This window comes from Halorubrum sp. JWXQ-INN 858, from assembly GCF_009806985.1.
Lineage (GTDB): Archaea > Halobacteriota > Halobacteria > Halobacteriales > Haloferacaceae > Halorubrum.
This window is the reverse complement of record NZ_WUAX01000006.1, coordinates 152,836-171,898: the sequence shown is the minus strand read 5'-3', so window position 1 is coordinate 171,898 and position 19,063 is coordinate 152,836. Positions and strand designations below refer to the sequence as shown.

The window sequence follows — 19,063 nt, the reverse complement described above, 5'->3', positions numbered from 1 at the left end:
ACCGGTCGCGGTCCGGTCAGCAGGAACAGTAGTAGTCGCGGTCGACGAACTCGGTCTCGAACAGCTTGGCCGCCGGCCCGGGGTCGGAGGGACGGTACACCCCGGTCGTCAGCGACCCCTCGGTCTCGAACGCTCCGGAGACGAGCCGCCGCCAGTCGGCGGGGTCGAGGACGTCCCAGAACCCGTCGTCGGTCGCGAGCAGCGTGAGGTAGTCGCGGAGGTACACCCAGCGTGCAGGGTCGACGCCCGACGACTCGTACTCGGCGTCGGTGACCGCGGCGTACGCGGCCATCGGGAGGTTCGCGCCCGCCGCGACCGGCAGCGAGATCCACTTCCACGGACGGGTGTTGACGTCGAGCAGGAGGAACTCCTCACGGTCGCGGTCGTAGACGAACTCCGCCTCGCTGATCCCGTGGTAGCCGGCGTCCTCGAGGACGCCGAGGGCCCGCGCCTCGATCTCGGGGCGGTCGGTCGTCTCGACGAGACAGGACGTCCCGAACTGCTGTGGGAACCGGACCGCCGCGTTCCCCACGACCGCGAGCGCGTCCTCGACCCCCGAGGGCGGCACGTACGACGCCAGCGAGTGGTCCTCGCCCGTGACGATGTCGACCCGCTTTTGCGCCATCACCTCGACGCCGGCCGCCTCGGCGTCGGCGACGACGTCGGCGAACTCCTCGCGGTCGTGGACCTCGATCACGTTCGTCCCGAACGCCTCCTCGAACTCGCGTTTCCGGGCGGGTTTGACGACGAGCGGGAACCCGAGCGCGTCGGCCGCCTCGTCGACGTCGACCTCGTTCAGGCGGTACGTCTCCGGGTACGGGACGCCGAGCTCCTCGCAGGTGGCGTACAGCGTCGACTTGTTCAACACGTCGTCGATCACGTCGAGCCCGGCGTACGGGAGCCGAACGCCCTCGGGCTCGGTCTCCGCGTACGCGAGCGCCCACTCGTCCATGCAGCCGAACGCGACGGCCTCCGTTCCCGCCGCGTCGACGATCGCTTCGACGTCCTCGCGGAACCCGTCGAGGTCGTCGAGCGGGTACGTCACCGCCCCCGCGAAGTCGATCGCGTCGGAAGGCGGCGCGAGGCCGTCGTGGACGACCGCCGTCGATCCGTCGTCCTTCGAACCCGTCACGGATCCCGTGCCGCCGTCGGCGACCGGCCCGTTTCCAGCACGGTCGAGGGCGATAACGGGGACGTCGTGGGCGTCGAGCGCCCGGGCGACGCCCAGGCCGGTGATGTGTGCGTTGCTGACGAGCGCGGGTGGACGGTCGAACGACGCGTCCGCGAGCGCGTCGATGAGCCCGTCCGTTGAGCGGAACTCTTCAGTCATACTTACCGATCCGCTCGGACACGTAAAGGCTCACCAGTACCGGACTCGCGTGCCACTATCGCTGACGCGGGATCCGCCCGTCCAGTTCCGAGGGGTTGCGCCCGCCGAGACACAACGACCTTTTGGCCGCGGGACGCCTCGGATCGGCCATGAGCGAGCTACCCGGTCGCGTCCGGCGCGCGTTCGCGGACCACGGCTCCTTCGAGCCGGTCGCGGACGACGTCTGGGCCTCGGAGACCACGGCGTTCGACGGCGAGGTCGCCGTCCAGCCCGACGACGACGGACGGATCCGGTTCGACGTGCGGGTCCGCGTCCCGACCCTCTCGGCGACGACCGCCGGCGACGTCGCCGACGTCGTCGAGGAAGGCTGGTACGAGACGTTCGAGCTCCGCGTCGTCGACGTCGGCGGCGTCACGCGGGGGGATCACGGGTTCGACCCGAACGTCGACCGCGACGGCGACGAGGTCGTCGTCGAGTTCTCCGTGACCGATGTCAACGAGCGCCGCGGCGTCGACGACGCCGGCGCACTGATCAACTTCGTCGAGGGGACGTACGTACAGGGCGTGATCCCCGGCTACGACTACACCGATCCGGTTGCCGGGATCCTCTCGGCGGCCCGCCAACAGGGCGACGGCGGCGCGTTCTGACGCGACGGCGCGTTCTGAGGCGATGGCAGGTTCTGAGACGACGGCGCGTTCTGACGCCGCGGCGGTGGCGTCCGCGTCCGATAGGCGGAAAAGCGGCCGGCCCGTACGGCGCGTATGCTCTCGCTGTTCGGGTTCGCGACGCTCGCCGCCCTCGTCGTGGGACACGTCCTCCTCGCCGGCGTAATGACCCGCTTTTTCAGGCTCCGGCTGGAGACGACCTGGGGGTGGATCCTGTACACCGCGGTGTTGACCCCGATCGCGCTGCTCGGCTCGACGCTCCTGTTCACCGGGGTGTTCGGGGTGGGCACGGGCGTCGATCTGGGCAGCCCCGCGGCGGTCGTGGCCGTGTTGGTGTTCCTCCCCGTGGTGCTCGGCGCGGCGATCGATTACCTCTACATGCCACCGCCGGACGAGTACGAACTGCCCGACACGCAGTGAATTCAGCAGTGAATCCGGCAGTGAGTGAATCCGGCAGTGAGTGAATCCGGCAGTGAGTGAGTTCGGCAGTGAGTGAACGGGAGAGGGAAGATCGGAGGATCCGCCCGCCTACCGCTACTCCGCGAGGAGATCGGCGACGGCTCGCTCGACCCGCGCGATCACGTCCTCAGGCGGCTGTGTCGCGTCGACCCGGACGAACCGACCGGGCTCGGCGGCGATGAGACGCTCGTAGTTGGCCTGCACCGACGCGAGGTAGCCGTCCTGTTCGAACTTGTTCGTCCGGCCGGAGCGCTCGGCGGCGGCCCTCGCGTCGAGATCGAGGTAGATAGTCGCGTCCGGGGGTCGCGAGAACGCGCCGTGGATCCCGCGGACGTACTCCATGGGTCGCTCGATGTCGACCTCGCTACCGGCGAGCGTTGCCGCCTGATACGCGAATCGCGAATCGGAGTACCGGTCCGAGACGACCAGCTTCCCGTCGGCGAGCGCGGGGCGGACCGTCCGCGAGAGGTGGTCCGCGTGGTCCGCGGTGTACAAGAAGAGCTCCGCGAGGGGGTCGGCGTCGTCGTCCGCGATCGACCGGTAGACGGCATCGCCGTACCAGCTGTCGGTGGGTTCGCGGGTGAACACCGCGTCGGGGTACACGTCGTGTAACGCCTCCCACACGGTCGTCTTTCCGCTGCCGTCGAGCCCCTCGAGCGTGATCAGCATGGTCGCGTTCCGGCGTCGCCGGGGATAAATCGCCCGTGTCGTTTCCGCTCTCGGGCGTCGTCGTCCGCGCCGGCACGGCCAGCGTCGCCGCTCCCGCTCGGACGCCGTCGTCATCCCCGCGTCAGACGACCGCGGTAGGTTTACGGTCGACGCCTCCGATATCGAATATATGAAGGTGCTGGTAGCCGGCGGAACCGGTTTCATCGGGTCGTCCCTCTGTCGAGCGCTCGTCGACGGGGGTCACGAAGTGACCGCGCTTTCACGCACGCCCGAGGACACCCCCGAGGGCGTCGAGTCGGCCCTCGGCGACGTCACGGCGTACGACTCGATCGAGCCGGCCGTCGAGGGACACGACGCGGTGGTGAACCTCGTCGCGCTCTCGCCGCTGTTCGAGCCGAAGGGGGGTAACCGGATGCACGACCGCGTCCACCGCGGCGGCACCGAGAACCTGGTCCGGGCGGCCGAGTCGGCCGACGCGGACCGATTCGTCCAGATGAGCGCGCTGGGGGCCGACCCTGACGGCGACACGGCGTACATCCGCTCGAAGGGCGAGGCGGAGACGATCGTCCGCGAGAGCGACCTCGATTGGACGATGTTCCGGCCGTCCGTCGTCTTCGGCGAGGGCGGGGAGTTCGTCTCGTTCACCAAGCGACTGAAGGGGATGTTCGCGCCCCTCGTCCCGCTGTACCCGCTGCCCGGCGGCGGACGCACACGGTTCCAGCCGATCCACGTCGACGACCTCGTCCCGATGCTGGTCGCCGCGCTGGAGGACGACGCCCACGTCGGACAGACCTACGAGGTCGGCGGGCCGGAGGTGCTCACCCTCCGTGAGGTGACGAACCTGGTGTACGAGGCAGAGGACAAGGGGATACGGATCGTGCCGCTGCCGATGCCGCTCGCGAAGGTCGGCCTCACGGTCCTCGGGGCGGTGCCGGGGTTCCCGATGGGGCCCGACCAGTACCGGTCGTTGCGCTTCGACAACACGACCGCCGACAACGACGTCGCCGCCTTCGGCGTCGACGAGGGGTCGATGACCACGCTCGCGGGGTACCTGGGGCTCGCATGAGCCGACGTCGTGCCGTGGCCACCGCTGCCGGACGGCCGAGACGAACCGAGGAGACCGGATCGAAACCGGACGACTGCGGCGGGGTCAGCCGCGGCAGCGCGGGAACGTGGATCTCAACGGTGGTAATGCCATCAGAAGCCTTATATCCGAGATCCCTCTCTGTTTTTTCCAACGACACGCGGGGTACACGATGAAACTTGCAATGATCGGATTCGGACAGGCGGGGGGGAAAGTCGTCGACAAGTTCCTGGAGTACGACAAGCGGACGGGCTCCGAGATCGTCCGGGCGGCCGCCGCGGTCAACACGGCGAAAGCCGACCTCATGGGGCTCGAGAACATCCGGGACGAGCAGCGCGTGCTCATCGGACAGTCGCGCGTGAAGGGGCACGGCGTCGGCGCGGACAACGAGCTCGGCGCGGAGATCGCCGAGGAGGACATCGACGAGGTCCAGGGAGCGATCGACTCGATCCCGGTCCACGAGGTCGACGCGTTCCTCGTCGTCGCCGGGCTCGGCGGCGGGACGGGCTCCGGCGGCGCGCCGGTGCTCGCGAAACACCTCAAGCGGATCTACACCGAACCCGTCTACGGGCTCGGCGTCCTGCCGGGCAGCGACGAGGGCGGTATCTACACCCTCAACGCGGCCCGGTCGTTCCAGACGTTCGTCCGCGAGGTCGACAACCTGATGGTGTTCGACAACGACGCCTGGCGGAAGACGGGCGAGTCCGTCCAGGGCGGCTACGAGGAGATCAACGAGGAGATCGTGCGCCGCTTCGGCATCCTCTTCGGGGCCGGCGAGATCCAGCAGGGCCAGGAGGTCGCGGAGAGCGTCGTCGACTCCTCGGAGATCATCAACACGCTCGCGGGCGGCGGCGTCTCGACGGTCGGCTACGCGGAGGAGGAGGTCGAGGAGCGCAGCTCCGGCGGCCTGCTCTCGCGGCTCCGCAACGACGACAGGGACGACCAGCTCGACAGCGCCCACACCACCAACCGCATCACGAGCCTCGTCCGCAAGGCGGCGCTGGGGCGGCTCACGCTGCCGTGTGAGATCGAGGGCGCGGAACGCGCGCTGCTCGTGCTCGCGGGGCCGCCGGAGTACCTCAACCGGAAGGGGATCGAACGCGGCCGCAAGTGGCTCGAAGAGCAGACCGGCTCGATGGAGGTCCGGGGCGGTGACTACCCGTACCGCGGTGCCGGCTTCGTCGCCACCGTGATCCTGCTCGCGGGCGTCACGAACGTCCCGCGGATCAAGGAGCTCCAGCAGGTCGCCATCGAGGCGCAGGACAACCTCTCGGAGATCCGCGAGGAGAGCGAAGAGAACCTGGACGAGCTCGTGAGCGACGACGGCGACGAGCTCGAATCGCTGTTCTGACGACGGCGTCGATGGACGTCCTCGTCCCGTTTTCGACCGCCGACCCCAAGTCACGACTCTCGGACGTGCTCGACGCCGACGAGCGCGCGGCCTTCTCCCGGGCGATGCTCGCGGACGTGATCGAGGCCGTACGCGGGACCGGCGAGGCCCCGACCGTCCTCGCGACCGCCCCCGTCGAGGTCGGCGCACCGGTCGTCGTCGACGACCGGTCGCTGTCCACGGCGGTGAACGCCGCGCTCGACGGGGCCATCGGTCGGGCTGACGACACTTCCCACCGCGACCACGACGACGCTGGTGCCGACCGCGACCGCGACGACGCCGTCGCGGTGGTGATGGCGGACCTCGCGCTCGCGACGCCGACCGCGCTGGGACGGCTGTTCGACGCCGACGGGGACGTCGCGATCGCGGCGGGCCGCGGCGGCGGAACCAACGCGCTCGTCGTCCGACACCCGGGCTTCCGCGTCGACTACCACGGCGCGTCGTACGTCGACCACCTCCGTATCGCCGCGGCCGCCGGCGCGAGCGTCCGCGAGGTCGACTCCCACCGGCTCGCGACCGACGTCGACGAGGCGTCGGACCTCGCGGAGGTGTTGGTCCACGGCGACGGCGAGGCCGCCGGGTGGCTCCGGAGCGCCGGCTTCGCGCTCGACGCCGGCGACGGGCGGGTCGGCGTCGTCCGCGAGTGAGCCCGTGGGTCGGCGTCGTCCACGAACCCGTGGGGCGGCCCCGACCGCGACCCTTTTTGAGGATCGGCCGCGGAGGGTGAGCCGTGTTCCCGGCCGCCGACGAGTACGACATCGCGATCGACGTCGCGGAGCGCGACGTCGACCGGCTCCTGTCGGTCACGCCGGACGACGTCGCCGCCCCCGAGCGGCTCTCGTTCGCCCGTAACGTGTTCCTCCCGCTGACGACCGCCTGTCGGTACACCTGCACGTACTGTACGTACTACGACGTCCCGGGCGAGGCGACTCTCCTCTCGCCGGCGGACGTGCGCGAACGGTGTCGGATCGGGGCCGACGCCGGCTGTACGGAGGCGCTGTTCACGTTCGGCGACGATCCCGACGACCGGTACGTGGCGATCCACGACCGGCTCGCGGAGTGGGGGTTCGACTCGATCCACGACTATCTCTACCGAGCCTGCGAGATCGCGTTAGAGGAGGGGCTGTTGCCGCACTCGAACCCGGGCGACCTCACGGAGGCGGCGTTCGCCGACCTCCGCGAAGTGAACGCGTCGATGGGCGTCATGCTCGAAACGACCGCCGACGTCGCCGCCCACGGCGGAGGCGGTGGGCGGTCCCCGGCGCGCCGGAAGACGCCGGGCCAGCGGCTCAACACGATCCGAGCGGCCGGCAGGCAGGGCGTTCCGTTCACGACGGGAATCCTGGTCGGGATCGGCGAGACCTGGCGCGACCGCGCCGAGAGCCTGCTCGCGATCCGCGAGCTCCACGAGCGCCACGGCCACGTCCAGGAAGTCATCGTCCAGAACGTCGTCCCCAACGAGCGCTCCGACTTCGATCGACCCTCGCTCGACACGATGCGACGCGTCGTCGCCATGGCGCGCGCGGCGCTGCCGCCCGCGGTGTCGGTGCAGGTGCCGCCGAACCTCTCTCCGGCGGCCGACCTCGTCGACTGCGGGGTCGACGACCTCGGCGGCGTCTCCCCGGTGACCGACGACTACATCAACCCGGAGTACGCCTGGCCGGCGATCGCCGAGCTCCGCGCGGTGGCGGACACGGCGGGCGTTCCGCTGACCGAGCGGCTCCCGACGTACGCCCGGTACCTCCCCGCGGACCTGCGGACGGACGGGGTCGCCCCCGCACCGTCGCCGAGCGGCCGGGACGCGTGGCTCCCCGACCGCGTGTCGGACCGGATCCGCGACGACGACCCGCACGGCCGCCGGCTACGCGGCGTCGCGCGCGGCGACGGCCCGCTCCCCGTGGGCCCGGACCCGGATCCCCGATAACCCCGCCGGAAGCGTTCGGGCGCGCTCGCGCTCGTCGTCAGTACTTTCTTTAAATATCCTCCCGAACGGGGATCCGATGGATCCGATACAGATCGACGAGATCGCGAACGCCGTCGACGTGGGGAGCATCGCGGTGTCGCTGCTCCTGTTCGTCGCCGGCTTCCTCGTGGTGTTCCTGCTCGGCAAGTACCTGTTCGTCCCGGGGGTCCGGCGCGCGCTCGGATCGAAGGGGTTCGACGACGTCGTTCGGAGCCTCGGCACGAGCGTCGCCAACGCGGTCGTGTGGGTCGCAGCCGTCGCGATCGCGTTCACCGTCGCCGGCTACGGAGCGTTCCTGTCGGCGTTCGCCGTCTTCGGCGGCGCGATCGCGCTGGCGATCGGCTTCGCGGCGCAGGACCTGCTCGGGAACTTCGTCGCCGGCGTCTTCATCCTGAAGGACAAGCCGTTCGAGGTCGGAGACTGGATCGAGTGGGACGGCAAGTCCGGGCGCGTAGAGGACATCGACCTGCGCGTCTCCCGCGTCCGGACGTTCGACAACGAGCGGATCACCGTTCCGAACGGCGACCTCGCGAACAACGCGGTGACGAACCCGGTGGCGTACGACACGCTCCGCCAGAAGTTCGTCTTCGGGATCGGGTACGACGACGACATCGACCGGGCGACGGACATCATCGTCGAGCAGGCCGAGGCGCACGACGAGGTCCTCGATGAGCCGGGGCCGTCCGTGCGGCTCGTCGAGCTTGGCGACTCCGACGTCGGCCTCCAGTCACGCTGGTGGATCACCGACCCGGACCGCGGGGACTTCGTCCGCGTCCGCTCGGAGTACGTCCAGGCCGTCAAGGAGGCGTTCGACGAGGCGGGTATCGACATCCCGTACGTCCACCGCGAGCTCACGGGCAGCATCGAGACGGTCGAATCGGTCGCGGCCGCCGAGCAGACCGCCGACGGACAGACGGCCGCCGAGTAGGCTGCCGACGAGGACGGTCACATCGCCGAGGAGGCGAGTCGTTCGGGTCGCCCGAGCCGCCGTCACTCCACCGGCGTCATTCCGTCGATCCCTCGTCGCCGGCACCGGACGGCCGGTACCGGCGGCTCACGACCTGCCACCGGTTCGAGCGGAACCGGTGGAGGTTGAGGCCGGCGGGGACGAGCGTCTCGACCACGAGCGCGACGTACAGCGCGGCGACGCCGAGCGGGGTGACGAGCCCCAGCGCGGCCGCCGGGAGCGCACAGAGGTAGAGCCCGACGAGCGTGGCGAGGAACGGGTAGCGAGTGTCGCCGGCCCCGCGGAGCGACCCGGTCGCGGAGCCGTCGATCCCGAGCGGGACCGCCGACAGCGCCGCGACGACGACGAACGTCGCGGTCGCGGCCACCGCCGCCGGCTCGTCGACGAACACGGTCGCGATCGGCTCGGCGGCGAGCACGACGGCGGCCGCCGCGAGGAGGTAGACGACGACGGAGAGGTTGATCACCTCGCGGCCGTACGTCGCCGCGAGCGACTCCTCGCCGGCCCCGAGCCGCTGCCCGACGAGCGTGCTCGCGGCGATGGAGAACCCCCAGCTGAAGCTGTTGATGAGCGCGCGGACTCGCCGCCCGACCTCGAGCGCGGCGACCGTGGTCGAGCCGAACGTCGAGGCGATCCACAGGAGCGGGAAGACGAGCGCGCCCTCCGCGAGCCGCCGGGCCATCAGCGGGGCCGACACCCGGAGGAGCTGACCGATCAGCTCCCGGTCGACCCACGGCCCCGCGAGCGTCACCGGCACCGGCGACGCGCCGCGCCCGAGGTACGTCCGGCCGCTCATCCCCCACGAGAGCGCGACGGCGACGGCGGCGATCGACAGCGTCGTCCCGAGCGCCGCCCCGAACACGCCCAGCCCCGCGCCGAGCACGAACCCCGCGGTCAGCGCGACGTTGAGGACCGCGCCGCCCGCGCGGATCACCATCGGCGTGAACGTGTCGCCGACGCCCGCGTACGTGCGGCTCGCGATCATGTTGAAGAACTCGAACAGGAGCGCGGGCGCGGTGACGACGAGGTATATCGTCCCGAACCGGAGCGCGTCGCCCTCGCCGCCGACGAGCCCGACGAGCGGCTCCGCGAAGCCGACGAGGACGGCGACGACCGGGACGGCGATCGCCGCGGCGACGAGCAGCGAGGCCTTGACGACGCGGCCCGCGCGGGCGACCTCGTCGCCGCCGTAGTTCTGTGAGACGAGCGCGACGGTCCCGCCGGCCAGCCCGATCGAGAGGAACTTCGCGAGCTGCCAGTAGGCGAACGCGAACGCGAGCCCGGCGACGGCCGGCGCGCCGAGCACGAACCCGATGATCGCGAGGTCCGCCGTGTTCTTCGACATGATCGCGAACCCGGTCACGACCCGGGGCCACGCCAGGTCCAGCGTCTCGCGGAGCCGGGACCGGCCGATGACCCCCGTGCGGTCGAGCGCGTCGGCGAGCGCCGATCCCACGCGGGCGAACGCCTCGCCGAGGAGTGATCGCATCGTGCTCGCTACCACCGTCGGCGGCTTGGCTCTGTCCGTTCCGGAAGCTCCTTCGTTCCGGAAGCCCCTCCGTTCCCTCGACGCCCTCGGCCTCGGGACCCGCCCCGTCATCACATCACCGTCACACACCTCCACACCAGCGGCATCCGCCGCCATCACCACACACCATTTAAAAATACGCCCGCGTTAGGGTGAGGTATGGCCAAGTACTCGACGGGTTCGGGCGGTGGCGGCGGCGACGGCGACGCCTGCGAGCTCTGCGGTCGCGAGACGTCGAACCTACAGCGCGCGAACGTCGCGGGCGCGGAGCTGTTGGTGTGTTCGAACTGCCGCCCACACGACGACGCGAGCAAGGGGCGCGGCGGGAGTCACGGTGGGTCCGGCGGCTCCGGCGGCGGATCGAGCGGCGGCTCCTCCGGCGGGGGCGGCTCCGGTCCGACCAGCCGGAAACAGGAGGTCGCCCGGAAGCAGGCGAAGATGTACGACGCCGCGACCGGCGACTCGACCCACTGGGAGGAGGGCGGGACCGACTACGAGAAGGACCGTCTGCCGTACCTCGTCTCCGGCTACGGCGACCGCGCGGTCGCGGCGCGACAGGACGCCGGCCTCACCGTCGAGGAGCTGGCCGCGGAGCTGGACGTCGAGGAGGACGACCTGCTCGCGGTCGAACAGGGTCGAGCGGCGACCGCCGGCGTGGGCGGCTCGGTCGTGCGGGCGATCGAGGAACGGTTCGGCGTCGAGCTCGTCGACGAGTAGCCGCGTTCGGCGCTGCTGTTTTCACAGGCGACTTGTCCGACGAGGGAACCCGAGCAGCCACGTCCCCCGATCTGCGACCCTCCAGACGGCGCACGCTGGCGTTTGTCGGCGGCGGACGAGGCGGTGACGTACGACCGCCGGTCGTCTCGACGCGCTCACCGCCTCGTCCGACCGCGGTAACGCTATTTCCGTATTTCCGACCCGGGCACCCACGACGAACCCGAGGCCTCGGGACGGTAACTGAACCCCGTTCTGGATCGATAACGGCCGGGCCGACTGCGCCCGGACCGACCGCATTCCTTCACCGGAGCGCGACCGTCTCCCGCTCGAACCGACCGTCGTCGCCGGCCCATCGCCACGACCCGACGTACGGGTAGCCGTCGAGCGCGCAGATGGCGTACGAGTAGCCGTCCCACGTCGCCAGCGCGACGTCCGTCGCGCTGGGTTCCGGGCCGCCGGCGGGGTGGGAGTGGTAGAAGCCGACGACGTCGTCGCCGGCGTCCTCGACGCGCTCGACCGTCGCGAGCAGTCGTTCGGGGTCGAGCTCGTAGCGGACCCGTGGCCTGTCGGCGACGTTCTCGACCCGATGGGCCGCCGCCGCGAGCGACCGATCCGGTCCGTGCTCCCCGGCGAGCACCCCGCAGACCTCCTCGTCGTCGCCCTCGTACGCGTGGCGGATCACCGCGTCGTACGCGTCGCGGCGGAACTCGATCATCGACCGTCGATCGGGGCTCCGAACGGTTAAAAGGGCGCTCGCCACCGCTCACGGACCCTTTAAAAAGAAGCACCGTGGCCTCCGGCCGGGCCGAAACGGGAGCGGGGCTCTCCGGCGGGCCGCCCATTCGATCGACGGCCGGAATCGCTACCGACCTTTTAAACAATGGCGACGGTCACGGGGGCGGCCACGGGGCGACGATCACGGGGGCAGCCACGGGGCGACGGTCACGGGGGCAGCCACGGGGCGACGGTCACGGAGACCGTGCGGTGTCGTCGTCGTCGAGCAGGGCGTCGATCCGGTCGCCGATCCGCCGCATCGTCGCGTCCGAGAGCCCGTGTCCGGAGCCGGCGTCGATCCGGACGTCGACGCTTGCATCGAGACGCTCGAGGGCCGTCGCCGTCTCGCGCACGCGTTCGACCGATACGGCCGGGTCCGCCTCGCTAGATGCGAGCACTACCGGCGTCCCGTCGAGGTCGCCGCCCCCGTCGTCGCTGTCGATCACCCCGAGGTCGTCGCCCGACCCGGGGAGCGCGGCGGAGACGACGAACGCGCCGCCGAAGCGTTCGGGACGGCGGCGGAGGAACTCGGCGGCGACGCTGCCGCCCTGCGAGACGCCGACGAGAACGGTCCGCTCGGGCGGGACCCCGACGTCGCCGGCGGCGGCGACCGCGGCGGCGACGCAGTCGACCGCCGACGTCAGCGCCGGCTCGTTGGCGTCGATCGGGGCGTCGGAACGCGCCGGGAACCAGCTGGCCCGTCGGGCGCCCGGCGCGAGGAAGGCGACGCCCGGTCGATAGAACTCGTCGGCGAGGCGGACGAGCCCCTCGGGCGTCCCGCCGCGGCCGTGAACGAGCACGACGGCGACCGCGCTGGCCGCGGCCGGCGCGCCCGCCACGACGAGCCGCGCGTTCGCGTGTGGGCCCTCGACTCCGTCCAGCGATCGCGTCATCGGTCGTCTTTCCCCTCCCGAGGCCGCATCATCGGTCGTTCCTCGAGTCGAGGTCTAGGTCGGGGTCGGAAGCGGAGGCGGGATCGGAAGCGGAGGCGGGATCGGAAGCGGAGGCGGGATCGGTGATCGCCGGGAGCTGGTCCGTGATCATCGCCCGGTCCGCCGCGAGCCGGTCGGGGAGGTAGAGCTCGGTGGCGTGTCCCGCGACGGCCGGGTCGGCGAGCCCGGGTCCGGGCGGGCCGTCCGGCGCCGGCTCCTTGGTCGCGAGTTCGACCAGGAGCCCGCCGGGACCGCGGACGTACAGCGAGTGGAAGAAGTGGCGGTCCTTCACGCGGGAGACGTGATAGCCGCGTTCGCGGAAGAGGTCGTGCCACGCGAGCAGCGCCGCGCGGTCGGGAACCCGAACCGCGGCGTGGTGCAGCGTTCCGGGACCCTCCCGGACGTACGGCGCGTCCCGGTCGAGCAGGTCGACGACCGTGGCGTGGTCGCCCGGGGCCCGGTACCGGACGCGGTCGCTCGTCTCGCCCTCGTAGGCGAACCCGAGCGTCTCGAGGACGCTCGCAGCGCCGTACGGGTCCGTCGGAAGCGCCGTCACGCCGTACAGCCCGCGGATCGCCGCCGACGGCGGCACCGATCCCCCCGCCCACGGTTCGCGAGGGTCCGCCGACGCGATCAGCTCGACGGCCGTGCCGGCGGGATCGTGTACCCGGATCCCGGAGTCGCCGAATCGTGTCTCCTCGCCGATTCCGGTCACCGCGGCGTCGGCGCTCGGCATCGACGTACCGCGCCCGTCGGGAACCGCGTCTGGAACGTCGTCGGAAACGTCGCCGGGGACCTCGCCGGAAACGCCGTCGGAGAGGCGGTCGGACAGCCGATCGCGCCAGTAGCCCAGCGATCCCGGCGGGACCGCGAACGCGACCGACTCGAAGCCCGGTCTCCCGACGCGGCCGGGGTCGCCGGTCGGGTCGGGGAAGACGGTGAGGACCGACCCCGGCTCGCCGTCGCCGACGCCGAAGTAGAGGTGGTGGCTCAGGACGTCCTCGTAGTTCACGGTCGTCCGGAGGAGCCGGAGACCGAGCGTTCCCGCGTAGAACGCGACGCTCGGCCCGGGCGCGCCGACGATCCCGGTGACGTGATGGAGCCCGCTCGTGTCCGAGAGCATACGGGTCGTACGACGGCCCGGCTCAAAGCGATGCCGGGCTGAAAACGGTACCGGGCTCGAAGCGGTTCGAAGCGGTTCGAAGGGTCTCGACCGAAGCGAGCGCCGATGGACACGGTCACAACAGCTATGATGCTGTACCGTGTTAACTCGTCTATGAAAACGTACCCGGGTGGGGATGCCACGTTCCGGATCCCCCACGAGGAACCGATCGCGGCGGAGTGTGCGAGCCTGACGTGCGAGCTGTCGGCGGCCGCGACGGAACCCGGGTTCGTGACGGGAGTGGTGGTGTTCGGTCTCGTGGCGCTCGTCGCGTTCGCGTACATCCGTGACGCCAAGGCGTGCTGCCGCGAGGAGCGACGACGGGTGATAGACGAGCGGGACGCGTTCGAGGAGTTCTCGAACCGGGTTGCGTCGCTCGATTCGACGCCCGTCGACGCCGCGAGCACGTCCCTTGACGGGCCGGTCATCGGGATCCAGCGCGGGAGCGGTCTCCACGCGCCGGGCGACGTTCGGTTACGCCGCGTCCTCGACGCGTACGAGGACACCGTACTGTCGTTACCCCACTACACCGAGGAGTACGACGAGACCGCGACCGAGAGCCTCGCCGCGGAGCTCGGTCCCGACACGACGGCCACGCTGTCGACCGGCGGTACCCTCTCCCCCGAGTTACAGTCGGCGCTCGTCACCCGGAGCCGGCACGCGGCGGGTTCCCGCGCGGACCTCGCGGACGCCATCGGGGCCGAGATCGACGCCCTGACCGACGCGGAGACGACACTGACGCGGATCGATCGGGAGCGTCGGACCCTTCACGAGCACCTCGACGGGGTCCCGCCCTACGCCCGGTTCGATGCCCAGGTCGACGTCTGGGAGCGGCTCGCCGTGCTCGAGGACCGCCTCGACGACGCCGCGGTCGAGCGCCAGCGTCGCCTCCGTGATCCCCCGATGGCCGTCGACTTCGTGACCGACGACGGCGGGGACGCGCCCACCTTCTACCGGTACCTGTACGGGTCACTGGAGGGGACCTCGTACCCCGTCCTCGCGGCGTTCTCCTCGCTCGCGGAGCGGATCCGTGAGGACAGGGACCGCCTCGTCGGTCGGATCGCCTACGGAACGCGGTAGGTGACGAGCCAAGGGTCGGTAGGTACCGAGCGGACGGTTTCGCGACGAGGGCAAACGATATACCGCCGACCCGGATAGGGACCCTCATGTCACGTGCCACGGGGGACGAGGGCCGTCGTCTCCGAGTCGACCTCGACATCGAACCGGGCCGCGAGTGGGACTGCCCGATCGTCAGCGAGGCCGACAGCGTCGCGGACGTGAACGTCAACGCGGTCGGCGACGAGTGCAACGTGGACTTACAGCCCGCGGACGGCGGGGACATGATCCGCGCCACGGGCGAGGTCGGCGACGACTGCCTCTGTTACGTGTTCCAGCGGTTCGGCTGCGTCCCGCACATCCAGCGCGTGCGGGACGGGACGATGCTGGTGACGACGTACGTCGACGACCGGGCGGTCGTCCGCGGCCTGATCGAGGGGCTCCAGGGGATCCTCGGGCACGTCCGGCTGGTCCGGCTCGCGGTCGTCGAGGGGCCGGACGCGAGCGAGCAGGTCACCTTCGACCTGTCGTCGCTCACGACGAAACAGCGGCAGGGCCTCGAACTCGCGGTCGTGCGCGGCTACTTCGACGACGACCGCGACGTCGACCTGGGCCAGCTCGCCGACGAGCTCGACATCAGCAAATCCGCGCTCTCCCAGCGGCTCCGCACCGCACAGGCGAAGCTCATTAAGGAGGTCTTCGACGAGTCGGGCGCCTGAATCCGGTGCCCGAGGCCGGCGAGCGAGCAGACACTAAACGCGGCGGGTTCGACACCAGCTACGAGGGGATCCGCTCCCGGTTGCCGGAACCAACACGAACAATTATTAAGTATGTGGCCGTAGCCGGAGTCGTGGCACCCGTAGTACACCACCGACGCACGTTCTGAGCCCGCGTCGCCGACCGCGAGCGGGCCGGCCATCCGGGAGGACGGCCGAACGATCGACGACGGAGACGACGCACAGCCTCCGAGCGCCGCGGCGGCGATCGCGCGATGCCCGGCGACGTTCGACCCGACGGACACGCGCCGGCTCCCGAACACGACCGACGGCGAGAACCGCTACGCCGGCTCGCTCCACGGCGAGTGAGTCGGCGACGGACGCTTTTTAAAACTCCCGACCGTACGCTCCGTCGGCCGATGACGATCCACCGCTCCGAGCCGCCTCGGCACCGGCGACGACGAGCCCTATGAGTGCCGAGGCCAGCGTTCTATCCGCAGCTATTCGAGGCGAGACACACGAACGTGGGAGAACCGGGTCCGCGAGCCGCTGAGAAAGGACGGGGCTCGTGAGGGCAACGACGCTGCCGCCCACTCGCTCGTCTCCGCCACGAGTCGCAGGTACGACGCCCGTAACGCCGCCGATCGAAACGGTCGTTCCACCACCGAGTGCCTACTTTTCCGCCTGCATGGTGTCGACCGGATATGGACACCTCCAAAAGCGTCTTCCTGTTCGTCTTTGCGGTTCTCCTCGCGCTGACGGTCGCGCTCGTGTTGCCGTTCCTCAACTTCTTCCTCCTTGCGGTGTTGCTTACGGTCCTCTTCCTGCCCGTCCAGGAACGCTTGGAGAGGCGGATGGGCGCGGGAACGTCCGCCGCGGTCATCGTCATCGTGGCGTCGATCACGGTCGTCCTGCCGTTCGTGTACGTCGTCCACAGGACCGCCTCTGACGCCGTCGCGTTCCTCCAGGAGGTCGCCGAGGGGAACGTCACCCTCGCCCCGCTGGAGGAGCGAATCGAGGGGTTCACGGGGAGAAACGTCGACCTCTCGAGTTCGCTGCAGTCGGCGGCCGGTACCGTTGAGCCCGACAGCGTCGTGAGCGTGGCGGGGACGATCGCCCACACCGCCATCGGCGTGGGGCTGACGCTGTTCCTGCTGTTTTACTTCCTGAAGGACCGTGAGGAGTTCTTCGAGTGGCTCCAGGCGCGGATGCCGATGGCCGCCGACACACAGCGCGAGTACTACGACGAGGTCGAACACATCATGAAAGCGGTCCTGTTCGGCCACGTCCTCGTCGCACTGATACAGGGCCTGCTCGCAGGTCTCGGCCTGATAGCGACCGGGATCCCGAACGCCACGTTCTGGACGGTCGTGATGACCGTCCTCTCGCTGCTGCCGATCGTCGGCTCGTTCCTCGTGTGGGGGCCGGCTGCCGTCTTCCTCTTCCTGAACGGTCAGCCCACGCTGGCCGTCGGTCTCTTCCTGTGGGGAGCGATCGTCGTCGGCGTTTCCGACGATTACCTCCGACCGATCGTCGTCGACAGGTACGCGAAGATCAACCCGGGCGTCATTATCCTCGGCGTCCTCGGCGGCATCTACGTCATCGGCTTCATGGGCATCTTCTATGGCCCCGTCGTCATCGGCATGCTCAAAGTGACTGTGGACGCGTTCGCCGACGAGTTCTCGACGTCCGAAATCGACTAGCGGTCGGAGTCCCGCAGTGGGTCGTCTGCCCGTCACCGTTCGAGCGCCCGGTTCACTTCAGGTACGGCTCTCGAAGCACCTCTTGCCCGTCCGCGGTCCTGACGGTGATCGTGTCGCCGTCGCCGTCCCAGACCCCGCCCGTGGCGCCCCAGTAGACCTCGGTCTCGGTGTCGGACCCGCGGCCGCTGTACACCGTGACGTGCCCGCCGGAGTCGAGGGCGGATCCGTCCGGGAAGACGAACCGCTGGCCGTCTTCGTTTTCGACGACCCAACCCGAGAGGTTCAGCGCCTCGTCACCCGTGTTCCGGAACGTCACGTACTCGTCATCGGCGTCGTCCCCGAGCCCGCGCGCCTCGTGGATCTCGTCGAGGACGAACGCGCCCGTCTCGACGGCGCGCGAGGACTCCGACATCGCGGTGTCCCGTTCCGCGTCGTCGACTTCCGCGTCCGAAGTCGGCGGTTCGCGCTGCGCCGCCTCGTCGCTACGGGCGACCGTCTCGCCGTCGACCTGTGTGACGCCGGTCCCTTCCGTCCCCGGGGGAGTCGGCTGACTTTCGTCGTCGTCCTCGCGCGCGTGTGCCCCGAGGGAGTCGGGGACCTCGCTCCCACTGGCGGTCTCCCCGGAGATGTCGTCCCTGTCCACGAGCTCGTACGCCGGCTGACCGCCTCCACCGGTCGCTGTCTCCCGGTACCGAAGCGCCAGCGATTCGGCCTCGAAGCGCTCGAAGAACCGGTCCCAGGAGAGCCGTTCGCCGCGATCGTCGTCAGGGTTCGAGAGCAGCCGCAGGTCGGTCCCACCCGTCTCTTCGGTAAGGACGGGCACCGTCTCGTGCTCCTCGGCCCACTCCCGTATCCGTTCGTGATCGGTCGTCGCCTGCCACGCGGCGCGGTCGGAGTTCTCGGACATAGCAGCGTTTGTAAGGGGGATCATCAGTTAACTAGTGGTACCGTTTCACGAGCCGTTCAGCGTTAACGCGAAATTACACCGCGTAACACGAATCAGGCGAACGTCAGCTCGTGTCTCTCGAACGCGTGTCGCGAGTTCTGTTCTTCCGCTCATCGAGCGGCTCCGAATCCGCTTTGACCGAGACGTACACCCGATCGGCCCACTCACACGCGATCGGCTCGTCCGTATCGACGAACACCTGCATGAGTCCAGTGGCCTCGTCGTAGCCTCCGATCCCGACGCGTTCGTCGAAGATAGCGAGACCATACGGCAGATCGTCACGGGTCCGGAGAGTGAGGTGTCCGCGATCGATCGCCTCGCGGGCGCGCTCCGGGTAGGTCTCGAGGAGTTTCTCGACGATGCGGGGGAGATCGATGATCTCGGTGTCGGTCTCCTCGAAGATCCGGTGGTGAAACCCCCCGAGGGCGAGCGGTGCCATGTGCGTCGTGTTGAACCCGCGGAAGGTCTTCGACTCATTGAGCAGCGAAACGAACCGCTCGACCGGTTGGTACGGATCCTCCGGTTCCGCGAGAGTGACCCTCGCGTCGACGAACGGTTCGATGACGAACTCCTGGTGGTCCTCACAGATGAGGTCTAGGAGCGGTGCGAGCCGGTGGACGGTGCGAACGTTCGCTTCGAAGCGGAGCAGCTCGTCGGCGACTGCCTCACCCCGCCCGATCAACCGGAACCGGCCATCGACCCTCTCGACGAAGCCCCGTTCGTCGAGCCATCGCGTGAAGCGGTGGCTCGTTGCCCGCGAGACGTCGAGCCGCGCTTCGATCTCCCGACGATCGAGGGGTTCCGCACGGAGCGCCTCCAGAAGCGGTCCGTGTCGCACGATATCGCCGAGGGTACCCGTGTCGACACGACCGCCCACGACGTCGAGTCGCTGTCCGAGGTACTGCTGGTTTCGTGCGTTCTCCAGCAGGGCCTCCAGGATCGGTGAGCCGGGTGGTGGACGTCCGCCATCAGTCGTTCGTTCGTCGTTGTGGAACTCCATGG

19 protein-coding genes are annotated in these 19,063 nt (G+C 69.9%); 11 read left to right on the top strand and 8 right to left on the bottom strand.

Features of this window, described 5'->3' with window-relative positions; translation table 11 throughout:
- Positions 1-16 precede the first annotated feature (16 nt).
- Positions 17-1,330 carry a carboxylate--amine ligase gene (locus GRS48_RS04175; protein ID WP_159483836.1) on the bottom strand — a complete coding sequence of 438 codons (1,314 nt, stop codon included), beginning with the start codon at positions 1,328-1,330 and terminating at the stop codon, positions 17-19.
- Between the two features lie 149 nt (positions 1,331-1,479).
- On the opposite strand from GRS48_RS04175, the gene GRS48_RS04170 reads away from it, so the two are divergent.
- Both GRS48_RS04170 and GRS48_RS04165 read left to right on the top strand, forming a co-directional pair.
- Positions 1,480-1,977, top strand: a complete 498-nt coding sequence (locus GRS48_RS04170) for a DUF5813 family protein (protein ID WP_159483834.1) — start codon at positions 1,480-1,482, stop codon at positions 1,975-1,977.
- Positions 1,978-2,091: 114 nt separating this feature from the next.
- Entirely contained in the window at positions 2,092-2,415 is a 324-nt protein-coding gene (locus tag GRS48_RS04165; RefSeq protein ID WP_159483832.1) for a hypothetical protein, read from the top strand.
- 114 nt (positions 2,416-2,529) lie between these two features.
- On the opposite strand, the gene tmk is transcribed toward GRS48_RS04165, so the two are convergent.
- Positions 2,530-3,123, bottom strand: coding sequence for a dTMP kinase (gene tmk, locus GRS48_RS04160; protein ID WP_159483830.1), 594 nt, complete (start codon positions 3,121-3,123; stop codon positions 2,530-2,532).
- Between the two features lie 169 nt (positions 3,124-3,292).
- On the opposite strand from tmk, the gene GRS48_RS04155 reads away from it, so the two are divergent.
- The 5 genes from GRS48_RS04155 (at position 3,293) to GRS48_RS04135 (ending at position 8,488) form a co-directional block, all read left to right on the top strand.
- Positions 3,293-4,189, top strand: a complete 897-nt coding sequence (locus tag GRS48_RS04155; RefSeq protein ID WP_159483828.1) for a complex I NDUFA9 subunit family protein — start codon at positions 3,293-3,295, stop codon at positions 4,187-4,189.
- 190 nt (positions 4,190-4,379) lie between these two features.
- Positions 4,380-5,558, top strand: a complete 1,179-nt coding sequence (locus GRS48_RS04150; RefSeq protein WP_200840200.1) for a tubulin/FtsZ family protein — start codon at positions 4,380-4,382, stop codon at positions 5,556-5,558.
- A gap of 11 nt (positions 5,559-5,569) precedes the next feature.
- Positions 5,570-6,244, top strand: coding sequence for a 2-phospho-L-lactate guanylyltransferase (gene cofC / locus GRS48_RS04145; RefSeq protein WP_159483824.1), 675 nt, complete (start codon positions 5,570-5,572; stop codon positions 6,242-6,244).
- A gap of 83 nt (positions 6,245-6,327) precedes the next feature.
- Positions 6,328-7,521 (top strand): 7,8-didemethyl-8-hydroxy-5-deazariboflavin synthase subunit CofG, encoded by a 1,194-nt coding sequence (gene cofG, locus GRS48_RS04140; protein ID WP_321168289.1) that lies wholly within the window; start codon positions 6,328-6,330, stop codon positions 7,519-7,521.
- 76 nt (positions 7,522-7,597) lie between these two features.
- The gene (locus GRS48_RS04135; RefSeq protein ID WP_159483822.1) at positions 7,598-8,488 is read left to right on the top strand and encodes a mechanosensitive ion channel family protein; all 891 of its coding nucleotides are present in this window, start codon (positions 7,598-7,600) and stop codon (positions 8,486-8,488) included.
- 76 nt (positions 8,489-8,564) lie between these two features.
- Here the strand turns inward: GRS48_RS04135 and GRS48_RS04130 are convergent, their stop codons facing one another.
- Entirely contained in the window at positions 8,565-10,016 is a 1,452-nt protein-coding gene (locus GRS48_RS04130; protein ID WP_159483820.1) for an MATE family efflux transporter, read from the bottom strand.
- 198 nt (positions 10,017-10,214) lie between these two features.
- Here GRS48_RS04130 and GRS48_RS04125 point away from each other — a divergent pair, with 198 nt between their 5' ends.
- Positions 10,215-10,772 carry a multiprotein-bridging factor 1 family protein gene (locus tag GRS48_RS04125; RefSeq protein ID WP_159483818.1) on the top strand — a complete coding sequence of 186 codons (558 nt, stop codon included), beginning with the start codon at positions 10,215-10,217 and terminating at the stop codon, positions 10,770-10,772.
- A gap of 301 nt (positions 10,773-11,073) precedes the next feature.
- On the opposite strand, the gene GRS48_RS04120 is transcribed toward GRS48_RS04125, so the two are convergent.
- The 3 genes from GRS48_RS04120 to GRS48_RS04110 all read right to left on the bottom strand — a co-directional run bounded on the left by GRS48_RS04120 (position 11,074) and on the right by GRS48_RS04110 (position 13,601).
- The gene (locus GRS48_RS04120; RefSeq protein WP_159483816.1) at positions 11,074-11,487 is read right to left on the bottom strand and encodes a desampylase; all 414 of its coding nucleotides are present in this window, start codon (positions 11,485-11,487) and stop codon (positions 11,074-11,076) included.
- 253 nt (positions 11,488-11,740) lie between these two features.
- Complete coding sequence (locus tag GRS48_RS04115) at positions 11,741-12,439, bottom strand: alpha/beta hydrolase (RefSeq protein WP_159483814.1); 699 nt, start codon at positions 12,437-12,439, stop codon at positions 11,741-11,743.
- A 28-nt stretch (positions 12,440-12,467) separates the two neighbouring features.
- Positions 12,468-13,601 carry a VOC family protein gene (locus GRS48_RS04110; RefSeq protein WP_159483812.1) on the bottom strand — a complete coding sequence of 378 codons (1,134 nt, stop codon included), beginning with the start codon at positions 13,599-13,601 and terminating at the stop codon, positions 12,468-12,470.
- 153 nt (positions 13,602-13,754) lie between these two features.
- On the opposite strand from GRS48_RS04110, the gene GRS48_RS04105 reads away from it, so the two are divergent.
- The 3 genes from GRS48_RS04105 (at position 13,755) to GRS48_RS04095 (ending at position 17,115) form a co-directional block, all read left to right on the top strand.
- Positions 13,755-14,720: a hypothetical protein gene (locus GRS48_RS04105; protein ID WP_159483810.1), complete on the top strand. Its 966-nt coding sequence runs from the start codon at positions 13,755-13,757 to the stop codon at positions 14,718-14,720.
- 86 nt (positions 14,721-14,806) lie between these two features.
- Entirely contained in the window at positions 14,807-15,415 is a 609-nt protein-coding gene (locus GRS48_RS04100) for a helix-turn-helix domain-containing protein (protein ID WP_159483808.1), read from the top strand.
- Positions 15,416-16,116: 701 nt separating this feature from the next.
- A complete protein-coding gene (locus GRS48_RS04095; protein WP_159483806.1) occupies positions 16,117-17,115 on the top strand; it encodes an AI-2E family transporter in 999 nt (332 codons plus the stop codon).
- A 52-nt stretch (positions 17,116-17,167) separates the two neighbouring features.
- Here the strand turns inward: GRS48_RS04095 and GRS48_RS04090 are convergent, their stop codons facing one another.
- Both GRS48_RS04090 and GRS48_RS04085 read right to left on the bottom strand, forming a co-directional pair.
- The gene (locus GRS48_RS04090; protein ID WP_159483804.1) at positions 17,168-18,022 is read right to left on the bottom strand and encodes a lamin tail domain-containing protein; all 855 of its coding nucleotides are present in this window, start codon (positions 18,020-18,022) and stop codon (positions 17,168-17,170) included.
- A 103-nt stretch (positions 18,023-18,125) separates the two neighbouring features.
- Positions 18,126-19,061 carry a winged helix-turn-helix domain-containing protein gene (locus GRS48_RS04085; RefSeq protein WP_159483802.1) on the bottom strand — a complete coding sequence of 312 codons (936 nt, stop codon included), beginning with the start codon at positions 19,059-19,061 and terminating at the stop codon, positions 18,126-18,128.
- Between the last annotated feature and the right edge of the window lie 2 nt (positions 19,062-19,063).